A 16,620-nucleotide genomic window follows, 5' to 3' on the forward strand; every position below is an offset into this window, starting at 1 on the left:
TCTGGGGTTGACCCTGTGGGCCCTGAGTCAGTTGCTCGGGAACTTTAGTATACGGCACGTCCTTCTCACCCTCTTACTGGCTGGGTCCGCCACCTTTTTTTCTATGGCTCCCTTGTTGGCGGGCGGCGCTTCGCGGCGATTTTTGCTAAGTCGTGCGATTTTAGCTCTTCTCGCAATTGCTGTGTGGACTTTCACTCTCCAGGCAGACAGTGGTACCAGCGTCGCTTGGGCACTGTCTATGCTGGCGGGAATCCTCGCAATCTCTGTATTTGCCGCCATGGGAATTGCAGCGAACGGTGATGTAGAGCAACAAGGCCCGCGTGGCTCTCTTCGGTAAGCTGTTCCCTGCGCCAGGCCACGTCCACGAGAAGGACCTACGTCGACCGGTTATGGACCACGTGTTCGCGCGGAGGGCCTACCGCGGCTCTTCTCCTGTGTGAGTGGGGTAAAGGCGGCGCGCCGACGGACTGGGCGAGGCCGGAGAGGGTCGAGGTCCCCGATGACCAGGGGGATTTCTACCTCTCGCGATGGCCAAGGGCATCGACACGTCTGAGCCGACGTCGTGCTGCCGTGCCCGGTCCATGGCCGGCGCGTACTGCCACCACTGCGACCTGCTCTTGGCGTGGATGGCCTGCACGTGACCGACGTACGGCGGGAACTGGAGCTGCTCATCATGACCGTCGAGTCAGCCTCGCAACCGACGGGGCCCGGGGCAGCGGGACGGTGGCTGTGGCGCACAGCCGCCGCGTGGTGCGGTTGGTCGACGCCCATGCTTGGAGACCCCCGGTGGTGCTGCTGTGGCGCAAGCGGCGCTACCGAAGCCGCGAGGACTCCTGCGAGGTGGCCACACTCATCGGACAGGTGCCTGACCTGGTCCAACCACGGGGCTGGCGAGGACCCACGCCACGCCGTGGGCCATCGCCCAGATCCGCTCCGGGCATGCATCGGTGCAGGGCCTGGCCCGTCAGCTCGGGGTGCGGCGGCGCACGGTCTGGTCGGCGATCAAGCCAGTCCTCGCCGCCGCGGCCGGCGACGAGACCCGCTCGTCGGCCTGACCATTCGGGGCGTGGACGAGCACGTGCGACACCACGTGTCCACCAAGGTACAGCGGGCGATACCCCCAGTCGTCGCGCTGGGCACCCGGTGCGTGGACGAGGTGAGAAGGCGGCTTCAGGACACCCGCTGGCTACCGGGGCCGCAAGGGCGAGCCGCTGTACGGGGTTCAGACCATCCTGCGGGCCGGCGCGAAGAACTCACCAACCAGCCGCCCTGGACCGAGCGGGCGTTCGCCGCCCGCGCCGAGCACGAGGTGGTCGACCTGGCAGGGCAGTGCGCAACAGAAGCTGCGCACCGCGTGCAAGCAGGTCGACAAGGCAGAGGGCCGCAAGATCGCCGAGCGCACTGCGGCCTCGTTGCCTCCTCCCGATCCCTGAGATCGCCCGCCTCGGCTTGAGCCCTGCGCATATTGCAGGACACGTTCCTGGCCTACTTCGACACCGGCGCCACCGAAACGATCAATGAACTCGTCAAGTTGCGCCTGCGCTGGCATCACTCTGTCGTGAGGCCCGGCTCCGGCGCGTGGCGGGGGTCCGGCCGGTGGTCGTCGCGATGCTGCTGCGGCGCCTCGTCGGCGCGCAGGTGCCGCCTCTGCGTCTCGTCGGCGCCGAGGTGCTGCTGCTGCGGCTGCTCCTCGTGGCTGCCGGCGTGCCGCTCCTCCACGGTGGCCAGCTTGCCCAACGTGCGCGGCCGCAGCCGCTCGTCCGCCTGCCGGCGCAGCCGCCGCGGGTTGAGCCCGTGCTGGTCGTTGTAGCCCTTGGTGATGGCGGCCCGCAGCTCGCGGGCGGTCTCCGCCGGCTCGTCGGCGTCATGGACGATCGTGTCGACCAGGCCCTGGGCCTTGAGGTCGAGGGCTGAGGCCTTCATCGTCTCCAGGGTCATGCCGACCTGCTCGACCGTGGGGTTGGCCACGCTGTAGAGGATCGAGGCGGTGGACCGCGGCTCGGACACGAAGCCCAGGGCGCTGTCGAGCATGATCGTCTCGCGGCCGAAGGGGGTCGTCGCCAGGCCACCGCCGGAGCCCATCGCCCCGGAGATCACCGAGATGGTGGGGTAGGGGTGCGAGGCGGCCCGCTTGATGCTCTGGGCGATGGCACGGGACTGACCGCGGCGCTCGGCCGCCATCGACGGCATGGCCCCAAGGGTGTCGGTGAAGAAGACGATGGGCAGGTCCCAGCGCTCGGCCGCCGTCATCATCCGCACGGCGTACTCGAAGTCCTCCGGACTCGGGTTCGCCGGACGCTTGCCGACATACCCCCCGGAGATGGTGTAGGACGGCTGGTCGCCGATGACCATGAACGACTGGCCGCCCAGGCTCGCCAGCGCCGCGATGATGCTGGGGTAGGCCTTCTGGTCCTCGAAGCGCACGTGGTTGTAGAAGGGGACGGCGGCGTCGAAGACGTGCCGCAGGAAGTACTCGGTGTCCAGCCGTCCCGCCCCGGCGGCGATCTCGTTGTAGCGCGCCATGAGCGAGTCGCGCGTGCTGGCGCTGTCCCGGTCGCGGCGCTCCCGGGGGACGTCGACCGACTGCTCGACCTCCTGCCGGTCCCACAGGGCGGCGGAGAACCCCTCGGGGCCGGCCGTGACCGTGCGCGACCCGGGCGCGACCGCGGCCTCGTCACGTGCCCGGTCGCGGTCGCCGGGCTTGATCCGGTGCGAGTGCCGCCCGGAGGTCAGCACCTGGCCGATGAACGAGATGAGCTCGTCGACATCCTTGACCAGGACGTCCACGTTGCGGTCCAGGTAGTTGGCCTCGGCGCTCTGCAGCCCGCGCGGCACCTCCCGGCCCTCGAAGGTCTCGATGACCCGGCGGCCGGCGAAGCCGTAGTCGGTGCCCTCGAGCGCGACGATGAGGTCGGCCACCGGCACCGCGCTGGCCGACATGCCGCCCCACACCTGGCCGGCGAGCACGGAGACGTAGGGCCGGTTCGTGGTGTGCTGGAACTTGTTGGCCGCCGCCGCCATCCGCTGCATCTGCACCAGGCCGAGGACGTTCTCGTGCTGCCGGACGCCGGAGGAGGCCCCCATGCTGATGAGCGGCAGCCCCTCGCGCTCGGCGAGCTCGGCGGCCTGGACGAACTTCTCCCCGGCCACCTCGCCCAGCGACCCGGCGAAGAAGGACCAGTCCACGACATACACGACGGCGCGCTCACCACCGAAGTGGCCGATGCCGAAACGCGCCGACTCGCTGGTGCCGGAGCGGGCCTCGGCGTTGCGCAGCTTGTCGGTGTAGCGCTCGATGGTGTCGCCCACCCGGCGCTGCAGCCCGATGAGGTCGTCGACGACGCGCAGGTGGCCGTAGCGCTCCTGGAGGTTGACCGCCTCGACGAAGGTCTTGACGGCATGGGTGGGGTTCAGACCGGGCCGCGACTCGTAGAGGCTGGCGACGGTGCGCGGCACGACCGGACGCCGGTCCAGCAGGTCCGGGGTGACCCCGCCCTCGCCGTAGACGTCGTCGACATCGACGTCGGAGTCCACCGGGTCGGGGGTGTCGCGCGGATCGGCCATGAGGTGCAACGCTAGCAGCAGGGCACCCTGCGGCCCGACAGGACGGAGCGCCGATAATGGCCGCGTGCTGTCGGTGCTGGAGGGGTTCTCGCTCATCGCTGCCGTCATCGCCGTGGGGTGGGTGCTGGCGCAGACCGGCATCTTCGGGCGGGACGAGCAGCGGATGCTGGCGCGGCTGACCTTCTGGGTCGGTTCGCCCGCCCTGCTCTTCCTCATCGTCGCGCGGGCCGACGTCGACGTCATCTTCTCCGGTTTCCTCGTGGCCACGGTCGCCGCGACCGCGGTCTGCGTGCTCGTCTACCTGGCCGTCGCCCGACGGCTGCTGCGGCGGCGGTGGGCCGACGCGGTGATGGGCGGGATGGCGGCGAGCTACGTCAACGCCAACAACCTCGGCCTGCCCATCGCCATCTACGTGCTCGGCGACGCGTCCTGGGCGGCCCCGGTGCTCTTCATGCAGCTGCTGTTCCTGCAGCCGGGCTGGCTGGCCGCCCTCGACGCGACCCGGGCCGGCCGGGTGTCCTGGGTGCGGGTGCTGCGCTCGCCGCTGACCAACCCGCTGACCATCGGGACCGTGCTCGGGCTGCTGGTCAACCTGTCGGGGTGGCAGCCGCCCGAGCTGCTGCTGGCGCCCGTGGAGCTCGTCGCCGGTGTCGCCGTGCCCTGCATGCTGCTCGCCTTCGGCATCTCGATGCGGCTGTCCCCGCTGCCCGGCCGCGAGGGCGGGCTCGCCGAGCCGGCGTCCGTGGTGCTCGTCAAGCTCGTCCTCATGCCGCTGGTCGCCGGGCTGGTGGCGGGCCCGCTGCTGGGGCTGCGGGACGCGGAGGTGCTCGCCGCCGTGGTCATGGCGGCCCTGCCCACCGCGCAGAACGTGCACGTCCTCTCGATCGCCTACGGGCGCGGGGAGCGGATCGCGCGTGACGGCGTCTTCCTCACCACGGTGCTCTCGCTGCCGGTCATGCTCGTCGTCACGGCCGTCCTGGGGTGACCTAGCCTGGAGGTATGCGGTTGAGCGAGTTCTGGGACCTGGTCGAGCAGGAGTTCGGCTCCGGCTACGGCGCCGTCGTCACCCGCACCCAGTCGCTGGGCAGCCTGGGGGGACGCACCGCCGACGAGGCGCTCGAGCAGGGGGAGTCGGCCCGCCGGGTGTGGGAGGCCATCTGCCGCGACATGGACGTGCCCCCCGAGCACCACTACCTCCCGGACCCGCCCGCTCCGGACGAGCGGTAGCTGCCGCCGTCCGGCAGGATGCCCCCATGCCGCAGCAGGGGGAGGAGCTGACCAGGACCGCCTACGACACGGTGGCCGACCTCTACGCCGACACGTTCACCTCGACCGAGCCCGAGCAGCCGCTCGAGCTCGCGATGGTCGACCACTTCGTGGTGCTGCTCGGTCACCGTCCGCGCGTGCTCGACGCCGGCTGCGGTGCGGGCCGGATGCTGCCCCAGCTCGCGGCCCGCGGCTGCCGGCCGGAGGGGGTGGACCTCTCGCCGGAGATGGTCCGTCGGGCGCGGGCCGACCACCCCGCATACCCGTCCACCGTCGGTAGCCTCACCGCCCTCGATGCCTCCGACGGCGAGTTCGACGGCGTCTTCTCCTGGTACTCCACCATCCACACGCCGGACGACCACCTCGACCGGATGCTCTCGGAGATGGTGCGGGTGCTGCGCCCGGGCGGCCATCTCCTGCTGGCCTTCCAGGTGGGCGAGGGCGGCCGCGACATCGGCCCGGGCTTCGCGGCCCACGGGTTCCAGGTCACCCTGAACCGGTACCACCGCAGCGTGCAGGACGTCGCGTCCCGGCTCGGGAGGCTGGGTATGCCGGTGGTCGCCCGGCTGGAGCGCGACCCCCTCGGGTCGGAGGGGGAGCCCCAGGCGGTCGTCCTCGCCCGGCGGCCGACGGGATGAGCCTGCACCCTCGAGCGGGTCGGGGACGGAGAGGACGAGACGTGCGCGCGGACGACCGGACCTGGCGGCGTATGCCGCGGCTGCGGTGGGTCTGGCTGGCGATCGCCGTCTGCCAGGCCGCCTGCGGAGTGTACTTCGCCACTCAGGGTGAATGGGCGTGGACAGCCATCACCGCAATCCTCACCGTGACCTCGTACCTCCAGCACGTCGTGGCCAGCAGCGGCACCGTGGCCGACGTCCTGGGCCTCCGGCTGGGCCGACGGCATGTGCCCTGGGACGACGTGGTCGGGTTCCGACGGCAGGGCCGTGACCTCGATGTCCTGTCCCTGCGACTGGCGGACGGCTCCGAGGTGCCGCTGACCGTGCCCGGCGGCCAGCTGGACGAGCTGCTGGCCTCGCCCCCTCGCACCTGCGCGACGTCGAGGTGCGCCGCGGCAGCAGGCTGGCCGAGCTCCGCCAACAGTTGCGCGACACCGGCGAGGGGTAGACCGGAAGCGCCCTGCCCGTGTCACTCCAGTCACGCCGATCACAGCCTGCGCCGACATGTCCGCAAGGCGGGGAGATAACCCGTGCAGATGAGCACATCTCCGCATCCTGGTGCCCGTGAGTCCTGTGTGACGCAAGGGGCGGCCCCCGGCTCCGGACCGGCCAGGCCTCGGGCCTGCCAGACCTCGGGCCGGCCGGGCCTCGGGCCAGCCCACCCTCGGACCGGCTCTCAGACCAGGTGGCGGGCCAGCAGCACCTCGGCCAGCTGCACGGTGTTGAGAGCAGCGCCCTTGCGCAGGTTGTCGTTGCTGATGAAGAAGACGAGACCCCGGCCGTCCGGCACCGACTGGTCCACGCGGATGCGCCCCACGTAGGACGGGTCCTGGCCCGCGGCCTGCAGCGGCGTGGGCACGTCGGCCAGCTCGACACCGGGCGCCTCGGCCAGCAGCTCGCGCGCCCGCCCCGGGGTGATCGGCTCGGCGAACTCGGCGTGCACGGACAGGCTGTGCCCGGTGAAGACCGGCACCCGCACGCAGGTGCCCGAGACGGCGAGGCCCGGGATGCCGAGGATCTTGCGCGACTCGTCGCGCAGCTTGATCTCCTCGGTCGTCTCGTCGTCCGCGCCGAGGTCACCGGCCATGGGCAGGACGTTGAAGGCGATGGGGGCGACGTATACCCCGGGTCGGGGCATCGACACGGCCCCGCCGTGGTGGGTCAGCGTCTCCACCGGCACGTCGCCCCCGAGGGCGGCCCGCGCCTGGTCCGCGAGCTCGGTGACGCCGGCCAGGCCGGAGCCGGAGACGGCCTGGTAGGTCGCGACCCGGAGCCGCTCGAGACCGGCCTCGGCGTGCAACGGCCGCAGGACCGGCATCGCGGCCATGGTCGTGCAGTTGGGGTTCGCGACGATGCGGCGGCCGCCCTCGTCCAGCGCGAGCGTCAGGTCGTCGGGGTTGACCTCGCTCACCACGAGGGGCACGGCGTCGTCCATGCGCCAGGCGGAGGAGTTGTCGACGACCACGGCGCCGGCCTCGGCGAACCGGGGCGCGTGCTCCCTCGACGCCCCGCCCCCGGCGGAGAACAGGGCCACGTCGATGCCCGCGAGGTCCGCGGTGGCGACGTCCTCGACCTCGATGTCGCGAGCCACGTCATACCCGGGTGCCCCGGCGGCGGAGCCGGCCCAGGCGAGCGTCGTCCCGGCGGAGCGGGCGGAGGCGAGGTAGCGCACCGAGGCGACCGGGAAGTCCCGCTCGGCGAGCAGCCGCCGCATGACCGCACCCACCTGGCCGGTGGCGCCGACGACGGCGACGTGGAGGCGCCGCCTGCCCGGCGCGCCGGTCTGCTGCTGCTCGGTCACCGTGCTCACCGTCCCGTCCCGCCGTAGACCACGGCCTCGACCTCGGCGTCCAGGTCGAACGCCGTGTGCACCGCCCGGACCCCGGCCTCGAGGTCGGTCTGGTCGCAGATGACCGAGATGCGGATCTCGGAGGTGCTGATCATCTCGATGTTGACCCCGGCGTCCGCGAGCGCGGAGAAGAGGCGGCTGGCCACCGAGGGGTTGGACCGCATCCCGGCGCCGACCAGCGACAGCTTGCCGACGTGGCTGGTGTAGAGCACGTCGGAGAAGCCCATCTGCTCCTGCAGGCCGCGCACCGCGGCCACCGCCGTCTGGCCGTCGGTCTCCGGGAGGGTGAAGGAGATGTCGGACGTCTCGGCGTTGGAGGTCGAGACGTTCTGGACGATCATGTCGATCGACACGCCGGCCTCGGACACGGCCCCGATGACCGCCGCGGCGGCGCCGGGTCGGTCGGGGACGCCGACGGCGGTGACCTTGCCCAGGGACTTGTCGTGGGCGATGCCGGAGATGATGGGCTCTTCCATGGTGTCCTCCGTGAGGGGTCGCCCGACCAGGATCCAAGTGCCTTCCTGGTCGGAGAAGCTGCTGCGGACGTGCAGGGGCACCTGGAAGCGGCGGGCGTACTCCACCGCGCGCAGGTGCAGGATCTTGGCGCCGTGCGCCGCCATCTCGAGGGTCTCCTCGATGGTGATGCGGGTGACCCGTCGGGCACTGGGCACGATGCGGGGGTCGGCGGTGTAGAGGCCGTCCACGTCGGTGTAGATCTCGCAGACGTCGGCGCCGAGCGCCGCGGCGAGCGCCACCGCCGTGGTGTCCGAGCCGCCCCTGCCCAGGGTGGTGATGTCGTCGTCGGTCGAGATCCCCTGGAAGCCGGCCACGATGGCGACCGCGCCGTCCTCCAGCGTCCGGCGCACCCGGTCGGGCTGGACGTCGAGCAGGCGGGCCCGGCCGTGCGCGGTGTCGGTGCGCATGCCGGCCTGGGCGCCGGTGTAGCTGCGGGCGGGCACGCCCAGCTGCTCGATGGCCATCGCCAGCAGCGCCATGGAGATGCGCTCGCCGGCCGACAGGAGCATGTCCATCTCCCGCTCGGGGGGTGTGCCGGGCGCGATCTGCCCGGCGAGGTCCAGCAGGTCGTCGGTCGTGTCGCCCATGGCGGAGACGACGACGGCGACCCGGTCGCCCGCGCGGTGCGCGGAGACGACCCGCTGGGCGACGCGGCGCATCGCCTCGGCGTCGGAGACGGAGGACCCGCCGAACTTCATCACGAGCAGAGCCATGGGACTTCCTGAGCAGGGGTATGACGTGGCGGCCGCGCGGCGGTGTCGCGACCGGGGTGCGGGCAGCAAGTCTAGGGGGCGCGGCCGACGGTCCTTGACGCAGGGGAATCCGAGCGTCCTGCGGCTGCACCGGGTCGCTCGCGCCGCGACATCGGCGTCCACCGGGTCTCGCACGACGCCGTCCGCGCGCCCACCGGACCCCGGCGGTGGTCGTCGGGGTCGCGGACGGGCATACGCTCGGGGGATGGATGACGAGGACCGGATCGCGCTGCTCATCGACTACGAGAACCTGGCGCTGGGATGCCGCGACCACCTGGGGGTGCCGTTCGACCTGCGGCCGGTGGCCGACGCGCTCGCCGAGCGCGGCAGGGTCGTGACGCGGCGGGCCTACGCGGACTGGTCCTACTTCGACGAGGACCGGCGCATGCTCACCCGCAACCACGTCGAGCTCATCGAGATGACGCAGCGCATGGGGGCCTCGCGCAAGAACGCCGCGGACATCAAGATGGCCGTGGACGCGGTCGAGACCGCCTACGAGCGCGACTACATCACGACCTTCGCCATCTGCACCGGGGACAGCGACTTCACCCCGCTCGTGCACAAGCTGCGCGAGCTCAACAAGCGGGTCATCGGCTTCGGGGTCCGGGACTCGACCTCGACCATGCTGCCGCCGGCGTGCGACGAGTTCCTCTACTACGACGACCTCGACGGCGTGGTGCCCGCGGACGCTGGCGAGCCGGGCGGTGCCGGCTCCTCAGGGCGCGGCAAGGGTCGTGGCCGGGGTGGCCAGGGGCGCGGCTCGTCCGGCCGGTCGACCGGGCGCGCCGAGCCCGCGCCGGAGCCCGAGGTGGACGACGTCGACGACGTCGAGGAGGTCGAGGAGGAACCGGCCACCGACCTCGCCTCGCTGGTGGCCCAGACCGTGTCCGGGCTGCACCGCAGCTCAGGGGGCGCGGTCACCGCGTCGGTCCTCAAGCGCACCCTCGTGCGCAAGGACTCGACGTTCTCCGAGGCGGCCTACGGTTTCCGCGCCTTCGGCGAGCTGCTCGACCACCTGGCCGGCCGGGGCATCATCGAGCTGAGCCCCGGCCCGGCCAAGGGCGACCCCGAGGTGACCCTGCCCGAGGAGGGCGGCCGGCAGGAGGCGTTCGCGCTGCTGCGGCAGACCGTCGCCGAGCTCGACGACGGCTCGGGGGTGGCGCTCTCCGGGCTCAAGGACCACGTGCGGGCCCGCCGCGAGGGGTTCTCGGAGAAGCCCCTCGGCTACGGCTCGTTCCTGCAGTTCTGCAAGGGCGCCGCGGCGGCGGGGCTGGTGGAGCTCACCCGCCGCGGGACGGGGTATGTCGTCACGGTCGTCTGAGGGCACGCCTCGCGCTCGCGGCGGGTCGCGACACGCGGACGTGCCCCTGCGCGGTGTCGTACAGGTTTTCGATTACGGTATCCACATGGGGTCGCCGACCGGCGCCGTCGTCCACAGATCCGTGGTGGACGGGCAGGTGTGTCGGAGGCGGCGCCTAGCGTCTGACGCAGACATCGGGCCACCCACCGGGGGAGGTCCGCGGGTCGGTCGAAGGTAGGCGCGCCCGCCACGAGACGAAGGAGCACCGCATGGCACAGGCCAGCAAGACCACCAAGCCCGTCGGAGCCGACACCGACCGGCTCAGGGCCCTCGACACGGTCATGGCCCAGATCGAGAAGCAGCACGGCAAGGGCTCGGTCATGCGCCTGGGCGACGAGGAGCGGCCGCCGATCCAGGTCATCCCCACCGGTGCCATCGCGCTCGACGTCGCGCTCGGCGTGGGCGGTCTGCCCCGTGGCCGCGTGGTGGAGATCTACGGCCCGGAGAGCAGCGGCAAGACCACGGTCGCGCTGCACGCCGTGGCCAACGCCCAGAAGGGCGGCGGCATCGCCGCCTTCATCGACGCCGAGCACGCGCTCGACCCGGAGTACGCCAAGAAGCTCGGGGTCGACACCGACGCCCTGCTCGTCTCCCAGCCGGACACCGGTGAGCAGGCGCTGGAGATCGCGGACATGCTGATCCGTTCCGGCGCGCTCGACATCATCGTCATCGACTCGGTGGCGGCCCTGGTGCCGCGGGCGGAGATCGAGGGCGAGATGGGTGACAGCCACGTGGGTCTGCAGGCCCGGCTCATGAGCCAGGCGCTGCGCAAGATCACCGGTGCCCTCAGCTCCACCGGCACCACGGCGATCTTCATCAACCAGCTCCGCGAGAAGATCGGGGTGATGTTCGGCTCCCCGGAGACGACGACCGGCGGCAAGGCGCTGAAGTTCTACGCCTCGGTGCGCATCGACGTGCGCCGCATCGAGACCCTCAAGGACGGCACCGACGCGGTCGGCAACCGCACCCGCGCGAAGATCGTCAAGAACAAGGTGTCCCCGCCGTTCAAGCAGGCGGAGTTCGACATCCTCTACGGGCAGGGGATCTCCCGCGAGGGAGGCCTCATCGACATGGGCGTCGAGCACGGCTTCGTCCGCAAGTCGGGCGCCTGGTACACCTACGAGGGCGAGCAGATGGGCCAGGGCAAGGAGAACGCCCGCCAGTTCCTCAAGGACAACCCGGACATCTCCGAGACGATCGACCGCAACATCAAGGCCAAGCTCGGCATCGGTGCGGCCCCGGCGTCCGACGACCTCCCGGACGGCGTGGACCCGGTCACCGGTGAGGTCTCGGTCGACTTCTGATGGCCGGCGCAGACCGACTGTCTGCGGCCCGTGAGGCGCTGGCGGCGGCGGAGACCTCCGCCAGCGCCTACGGGCTCCGCTCGGCCGGCACGGCCGACCGTGGAGGTCGCGCCCCGTCGACGGACGAGCCGGACCCGCACGCCGTCGCCCGCAAGATCGTCCTGCGCCAGCTCGCCATGGGTCCGCGCACCCGTCGACAGCTCGAGGACAAGCTCCGGGACCGCGACTGCGACCCGCAGGTGGCGGCCCGGGTCCTGGACCGGATGAGCGAGGTCGGCCTGGTCGACGACGAGGCCTTCGCGGAGATGTACGTCCGGTCCAAGCAGGAGACCAAGGGCCTCGCCACGACCGCGCTGCGTCAGGAGCTGCGGCAGAAGGGTGTCTCCGACGAGCTGGTCGACGCCACGCTGCAGGACATCGACCCTGAGCAGGAGAAGGAGCAGGCCCGGGCTCTGGTCGCTCGTCGGCTGCGGTCGATGCGCGGGCTGGACCGTGAGGTGCAGACCCGGCGCCTGACGGCGTTCCTGGCGCGCAAGGGCTACGACGCCGGGGTGTCCTACCAGGTCATCCGCGAGGCGCTGGACGACCTGCCCGAGCACGGCCGCGACTGAGACCGCGGGCCGGCGCGATCTGCACGGCTCGCCCCTGCGGCCCGGTCGGGCGGTCGGACGCCCGGCCCGCAGGGCGTGTCGCCCCGCGAGCCGGGGAGAGGATCAGTGCCGCCGGACGCGCGGCCCGGGCAGCCCCGGCGGGGTCGCCGCGGGGTGCTGCTCCAGCAGCCGGAAGGCCTCCTCGATCGCCCGGTCCAGCTGGCGGTCCGTGCCGGTGGCGACATCGGCGGGGGAGTGGACCACCTCGATGTCGGGGTCGACGCCGTGGTTCTCCACGCCGAAGCCCTTGTCCTTGAGCCAGAAGGCGTACCGCGGCTGGGTGATCTGCGTGCCGTCCACGAGGTCGAACCGTCCGTCGATGCCGACGACCCCTCCCCACGTGCGGACCCCGACGACCGGCCCGAGACCCATGGCCTGCGCGCCCGCGTTGACGATGTCGCCGTCCGACCCGGAGAACTGGTTCGCCACCATGACCACCGGCCCGCGCGGCGCCTGGGAGGGGTAGCTGCCGACCTCCTCATAGTGCCTCGCCGCGGCCCACCCGACGACCTTCGCCGCGAGGCGGGAGAGCACCAGCTGGCTGGTGTGCCCGCCGCGGTTGTAGCGGACGTCGACCACCAGCCCCTCGGCGCGGGTGGCGACGTGCAGGTCACGGTGCAGCTGCGCCCACCCGACGCTCATCATGTCCGGGATGTGCAGGTAGCCGAGCCGGCCGCCGCCGTGCTCCTCCACGTAGGCGCGCCGGGAGGCGACCCAGTCCTGGTAGCGCAGCCCCTCCTCGTCGGGCACCGGCACCACGACCACCTGCCGGTCCGCACCGGCCCGCCGCAGCGTGAGCTGGACCGGCCGGTCCGCGGCGCCGACGAGCAGCGGTGCGGGCCCGTCGGCCGGGTCGACGGGTCGGCCGTCGACGGCGACGAGGACGTCGCCGGGCCGTGCGTCGACCCCGGCCGCCCGCAGCGGCGAGCGGGCCGCCGGGTCGCTCGACTCACCGGTCAGCACCCGGTCGATGCGCCAGCCCTCGGCGTCCGGGGACAGGTCCGCCCCCAGCAGCCCGAGCCTGCGATCGGCGTCGCCCGGCGGCTCGGGAGGAGTGACGTAGGCGTGCGACGTGTTCAGCTCGCCGACCGTCTCCCACAGCACGTCGAGCAGGTCGTCGTGGGTCGCCAGCCGCTCGACGAGCGGTCGCCACCGGCGCGTCAGCCCGTCCCAGTCCACGCCGTCCATGTCGGCCCGCCAGAACTGGTCCCGCATGATCCGCGCGTTCTCGTCGAACATCTGGTGCCACCGGGCACGGGGGTCGACCTCGAGCCGGATCCGCGTCAGGTCGACGTCGACCTTGTCCGACGGTGACGCGTCCTCCTCGGGCTTGCGGTCGGTGGGCTGCACGTGCAGGGACTCCTCGTGCTGCACGACGACCCGCTCCCCGTCCCCGGAGACGTGGAACCGGTCCACCGCGGTCGCCACGGTCGTCAGCGTGCGCTTGGTGAAGCTGAAGAACTCGAGCGCGTCGGTGGGCTCGTCGCCGTCGACGCCGGCCCGGCGGCTCCCGAGCTCGCCGGCCGCCCCGCTGACCCGGACCCAGAGCACGCCGTCCTTGGCCGCCCGCAGGTCCCGGTAGTCGTCGGAGGGCACCGGGAACGGGGTGATCCGCTGCTCCGCGCCGTCGACGTCCAGGTCCGGGCTCGCCGGTGCCGCGGTGGCCGCGTCGCCCGGGTCCGGGGTGTCCTGCGCCCCTGTGCCGTCCGCGGCCTCGCTGATCCGCCAGCCCTGCACGCTGGGCGCGAAGGGTGCGGCGTCCGCAGCGGCGAGCGGGATCAGCCAGGGCCGGGTCGCGCCGGTGAAGCTGAGCGCGAACTCGTGCGCCGCATACGTCGGGTCGAAGGTCCGGTCGGAGAGGAACACCAGCGCCTTCCCGTCACGGGTGAAGTCGACGTCGCGGTCGTGGTAGCGCCCGCTCGTCACGGCGACGGGTTCGGCACCGGCACGCACGTCCAGCACCATGAGCTGGTGGTGCTCGCCCTCGCCGGCGGTGGGCTGGCTCCAGGCGAGATAGCGGCCGTCCGGCGAGAAGCGGGGGGTGAGCGCCTCGCCCTGGACCGACCGGCCGACCACGCGGGCCTGCCCGGTCTCGACGTCGACGACCCGCACCGCCCCGTCGTGGCTGAGGCAGGCCAGTGCGGTGCCGTCGGGCGCCGCCGCGAGGTGCAGCACCCGGCCGAGCTCACCGCCGCACAGGCGTCGTGGCGAGGCCGCACCGTCCAGCCGGTGGATCTCCAGGGAGTCCTCGCCCTCCACGTCGGTGACGAGCACGGCGGCGTCCTGGCCGAGGAAGACGGGCTCCCGGGTGCGCACCGCCGAGTCCGCGACGAGCGCCCGCACCGGCCCCGACCGGTGGCTCACCCAGAAGGTCGCACCGTGGGTGCCGACGAGGCTGGCGTCCCCGCCCCGGTCGACCGCCAGGTGGTCCAGCCGCTGCGCGGCCTCGACGGTATGCCGTGCCGGACGTCCCACCGGCAGATCCACCTCGACCCGGCGCGGGGTGGCGTCGAGAGAGTCGAGCAGCCACAGCTCGCCACGGCTGTGCCACACGACCCGCCGGCCGTCGGTGGTCGCGTCGCGGACGTAGCCCTGCGCGCCGTCCTGGTGGGTGAGCTGCCGGGGACGGGTGGCCACCTTGCGGAGCCGGCGTCGGGTGCCGCCCGGCGACTCCCACGCCCACAGGTTGGCCTGCTCGTCCGCGGCCTCCGGGAAGTGCGCCGCCCGGTCGGACACGAAGAGCAGGGTGTCACCCACCCACAGCGGGTCGACGAGCGCCGCGGGCTCGTCGTCGAGCAGCTGGGTCCAGGTGCCGTCGCCGGCCTCGTCGAGCCACAGCCGCGGGGCCGTGCCGCCGCGGTACCGCTTCCACTGGGCGGGCGGCCGGCTGCCGACGGTGCTCAGGGCCACCGCGCCGTCCGCCCGGACGGCGACGCCCCAGGCCGGGCCCCACGGCATACGCTCCACCGCCCCGTCCAGCGAGACCGCCTTGACCTCGGCGTGCCGCACGTTGACCTCACCGCCGTTGCTGGCGACGAGCACCCGGCCCTGCGCGTCCCAGCCCAGGACCATGGTGGTCGAGGCGCCCCACCAGGTGAGCCGGCGCGCGGTCCCCGTGGCCAGCTCGACGACCATGACCTCGGGGTGCCCGTCGCGGTGGCTGACGTAGGCGACGTGCGTGCCGTCCGGCGAGAAGCGGGGGGACCGGGCCGGGACCCGGTCGGCCGTCAGCCGCCACGCGCGGCCCCCGGTCACCGGGGCCAGCCAGACGTCGTCGTCGGCGACGAAGGTGACGAGATCGCCGTGCAGGTGAGGGAAGCGCAGGTAGGACGGGCTCACGCGCCCGACCCTACGTGCTGGCCGGGGGACACGCAGGGGGAGCGGACCTACTCGTCCTCACCGGGCTGCGGGTCGTCCGAGGGCTCCCACTCCACCTCGGTGAGCTCCTCGTCGTCCTCGCCGGTCCAGTAGTGCATGGCCGACTCCTCCGGGGAGTCCCAGCTCGTGGTGCGGCACTCCCGGGCGATGTCCCGGGCCTCGGTGTCCGGGCGGTGCCGCTGCGCCCACCGCTCCGACTCCTCCTGCCGCTCGCGCTGAGCGATGCTCTCCTCGAGCGACTGCTCGCCGGGGGTGACGCCGAACGCCGAGGAGCCGACGTAGTGCTCGCCCGTCTGGTAGCCACGGTCCAGCACGTCGCCGTCGCCGTCGAGCGTGTCCTCCGGCTGCAGCTGGTCCTCCGCGTCGACGCTCCACACCCCCAGGTCGTCACCGATGGTGTCGCGGTCGGTCTGGTCGCTCATGACGGTGCTCCTTCGCGCGCGGCTCCTTCGCTCACGCCTGCTCCGGCTCACAGTAGCGCCGCCGGGCTCCCCGCGGCAGCCCCGGCGCCGGCCGTGGGCCAGACTGCGCACCATGACCTTCGCCGTGCTCGTCGTCGCCGCCGTGGCGCTCGGCGCCGCCCTGCAGCGGGTGGCCGGCATGGGCCTGGGGATGAGCGTGGCCCCGGTCGCCACCGTGCTCATCGGCCCGGTGGCCGGGGTCATGGTGTCCAACGTGGCGGCGATCGTGGCCGCGGCGATCCTCGCCGTCATGCTGCGCGGTGACGTGGACTGGCGGAGGTTCCGCACGCTGGTGCCGCTGCTGCTGGTCGGCTCCCTCGCCGGGGCCCTGGTGGTGCGGCACGTCCCCGTCGCGGTGCTGGACGTCGTGCTGGGGGCCAGTGTGCTGGTCGCCATCACCGCCGTGGTGGGCACCCGTCACCAGCCGGCGGTGACCGGTGGCGGCGCGGTCGTCGTCTCGGGCGCGGTCGCCGGCTTCATGAACACCACCGCGGGCGTCGCCGGGCCCGCGATGGCGGTGTACGCCGTGGCCTCCCGCTGGGGCCAGCGCTCCTTCGCGGCCACCCTGCAGCCGATCTTCCTGCTGGCCAACACCGCCTCGGTCGTCGCCAAGGTCGCGCTCGGCGCCACCCCGGCCGCGGGGGTCGTGCCGTGGTGGACCTGGCCGGTGGTGTGCGGGGCCGTGCCGGCCGGCATCTGGGCGGGCACCGCGGTCAGCGACCGGGTGAGCCTGCGGACGGCCCGCCGGGTGGCGATCGGGGTCGCCGCCACGGGGGGTCTGGTCGCCCTCGTCCGGGGGCTGCTGGCCTGGCTGGGGTGAGCTGCGCGGCGCGTACCCTAGGA

13 protein-coding genes are annotated in these 16,620 nt (G+C 72.7%); 8 read left to right on the forward strand and 5 right to left on the reverse strand.

Annotated elements, in window-relative coordinates:
- Nucleotides 1-1,548: 1,548 nt before the first annotated feature.
- On the reverse strand, nucleotides 1,549-3,564 hold the full coding sequence (locus tag EUS26_RS08690; protein ID WP_165368557.1) for a carboxyl transferase domain-containing protein: 2,016 nt from the start codon (nucleotides 3,562-3,564) through the stop codon (nucleotides 1,549-1,551).
- Between the two features lie 64 nt (nucleotides 3,565-3,628).
- Between EUS26_RS08690 and EUS26_RS08695 the strand changes: the two genes are divergently transcribed.
- Genes EUS26_RS08695 through EUS26_RS08710 form a run of 4 tightly spaced genes read left to right on the forward strand, consistent with a single transcriptional unit; the run spans nucleotide 3,629 to nucleotide 6,034 of the window.
- Entirely contained in the window at nucleotides 3,629-4,549 is a 921-nt protein-coding gene (locus EUS26_RS08695) for an AEC family transporter (RefSeq protein WP_165368558.1), read from the forward strand.
- A 14-nt stretch (nucleotides 4,550-4,563) separates the two neighbouring features.
- A complete protein-coding gene (locus EUS26_RS08700; RefSeq protein WP_058889747.1) occupies nucleotides 4,564-4,791 on the forward strand; it encodes a DUF3046 domain-containing protein in 228 nt (75 codons plus the stop codon).
- A 26-nt stretch (nucleotides 4,792-4,817) separates the two neighbouring features.
- On the forward strand, nucleotides 4,818-5,468 hold the full coding sequence (locus EUS26_RS08705; RefSeq protein ID WP_130013169.1) for a class I SAM-dependent methyltransferase: 651 nt from the start codon (nucleotides 4,818-4,820) through the stop codon (nucleotides 5,466-5,468).
- A 41-nt stretch (nucleotides 5,469-5,509) separates the two neighbouring features.
- Nucleotides 5,510-6,034, forward strand: a complete 525-nt coding sequence (locus EUS26_RS08710) for a PH domain-containing protein (protein WP_130013171.1) — start codon at nucleotides 5,510-5,512, stop codon at nucleotides 6,032-6,034.
- 149 nt (nucleotides 6,035-6,183) lie between these two features.
- Here the strand turns inward: EUS26_RS08710 and EUS26_RS08715 are convergent, their stop codons facing one another.
- A complete protein-coding gene (locus EUS26_RS08715; RefSeq protein WP_130013173.1) occupies nucleotides 6,184-7,308 on the reverse strand; it encodes an aspartate-semialdehyde dehydrogenase in 1,125 nt (374 codons plus the stop codon).
- Between the two features lie 5 nt (nucleotides 7,309-7,313).
- On the reverse strand, nucleotides 7,314-8,585 hold the full coding sequence (locus EUS26_RS08720; protein WP_130013175.1) for an aspartate kinase: 1,272 nt from the start codon (nucleotides 8,583-8,585) through the stop codon (nucleotides 7,314-7,316).
- A gap of 244 nt (nucleotides 8,586-8,829) precedes the next feature.
- On the opposite strand from EUS26_RS08720, the gene EUS26_RS08725 reads away from it, so the two are divergent.
- The 3 genes from EUS26_RS08725 (at nucleotide 8,830) to EUS26_RS08735 (ending at nucleotide 11,899) form a co-directional block, all read left to right on the forward strand.
- On the forward strand, nucleotides 8,830-9,945 hold the full coding sequence (locus EUS26_RS08725) for an NYN domain-containing protein (protein WP_130013177.1): 1,116 nt from the start codon (nucleotides 8,830-8,832) through the stop codon (nucleotides 9,943-9,945).
- Between the two features lie 248 nt (nucleotides 9,946-10,193).
- Nucleotides 10,194-11,288: a recombinase RecA gene (gene recA / locus EUS26_RS08730; RefSeq protein WP_130013179.1), complete on the forward strand. Its 1,095-nt coding sequence runs from the start codon at nucleotides 10,194-10,196 to the stop codon at nucleotides 11,286-11,288.
- Complete coding sequence (locus EUS26_RS08735; RefSeq protein ID WP_130013181.1) at nucleotides 11,288-11,899, forward strand: regulatory protein RecX; 612 nt, start codon at nucleotides 11,288-11,290, stop codon at nucleotides 11,897-11,899. Before recA ends, EUS26_RS08735 begins: the two co-directional genes overlap by 1 nt.
- Nucleotides 11,900-12,001: 102 nt before the next feature.
- On the opposite strand, the gene EUS26_RS08740 is transcribed toward EUS26_RS08735, so the two are convergent.
- Together EUS26_RS08740 and EUS26_RS08745 are read right to left on the reverse strand one after the other, a co-directional pair.
- A complete protein-coding gene (locus EUS26_RS08740) occupies nucleotides 12,002-15,277 on the reverse strand; it encodes a S41 family peptidase (protein WP_130013183.1) in 3,276 nt (1,091 codons plus the stop codon).
- 47 nt (nucleotides 15,278-15,324) lie between these two features.
- Complete coding sequence (locus EUS26_RS08745) at nucleotides 15,325-15,738, reverse strand: hypothetical protein (protein WP_130013185.1); 414 nt, start codon at nucleotides 15,736-15,738, stop codon at nucleotides 15,325-15,327.
- Nucleotides 15,739-15,850: 112 nt separating this feature from the next.
- On the opposite strand from EUS26_RS08745, the gene EUS26_RS08750 reads away from it, so the two are divergent.
- Nucleotides 15,851-16,597 (forward strand): sulfite exporter TauE/SafE family protein, encoded by a 747-nt coding sequence (locus EUS26_RS08750; protein ID WP_130013187.1) that lies wholly within the window; start codon nucleotides 15,851-15,853, stop codon nucleotides 16,595-16,597.
- The last annotated feature ends 23 nt before the right edge of the window (nucleotides 16,598-16,620 follow it).

It is taken from the genome of Serinicoccus sediminis (assembly GCF_004153545.1).
Lineage (GTDB): Bacteria > Actinomycetota > Actinomycetes > Actinomycetales > Dermatophilaceae > Ornithinicoccus > Ornithinicoccus sediminis_A.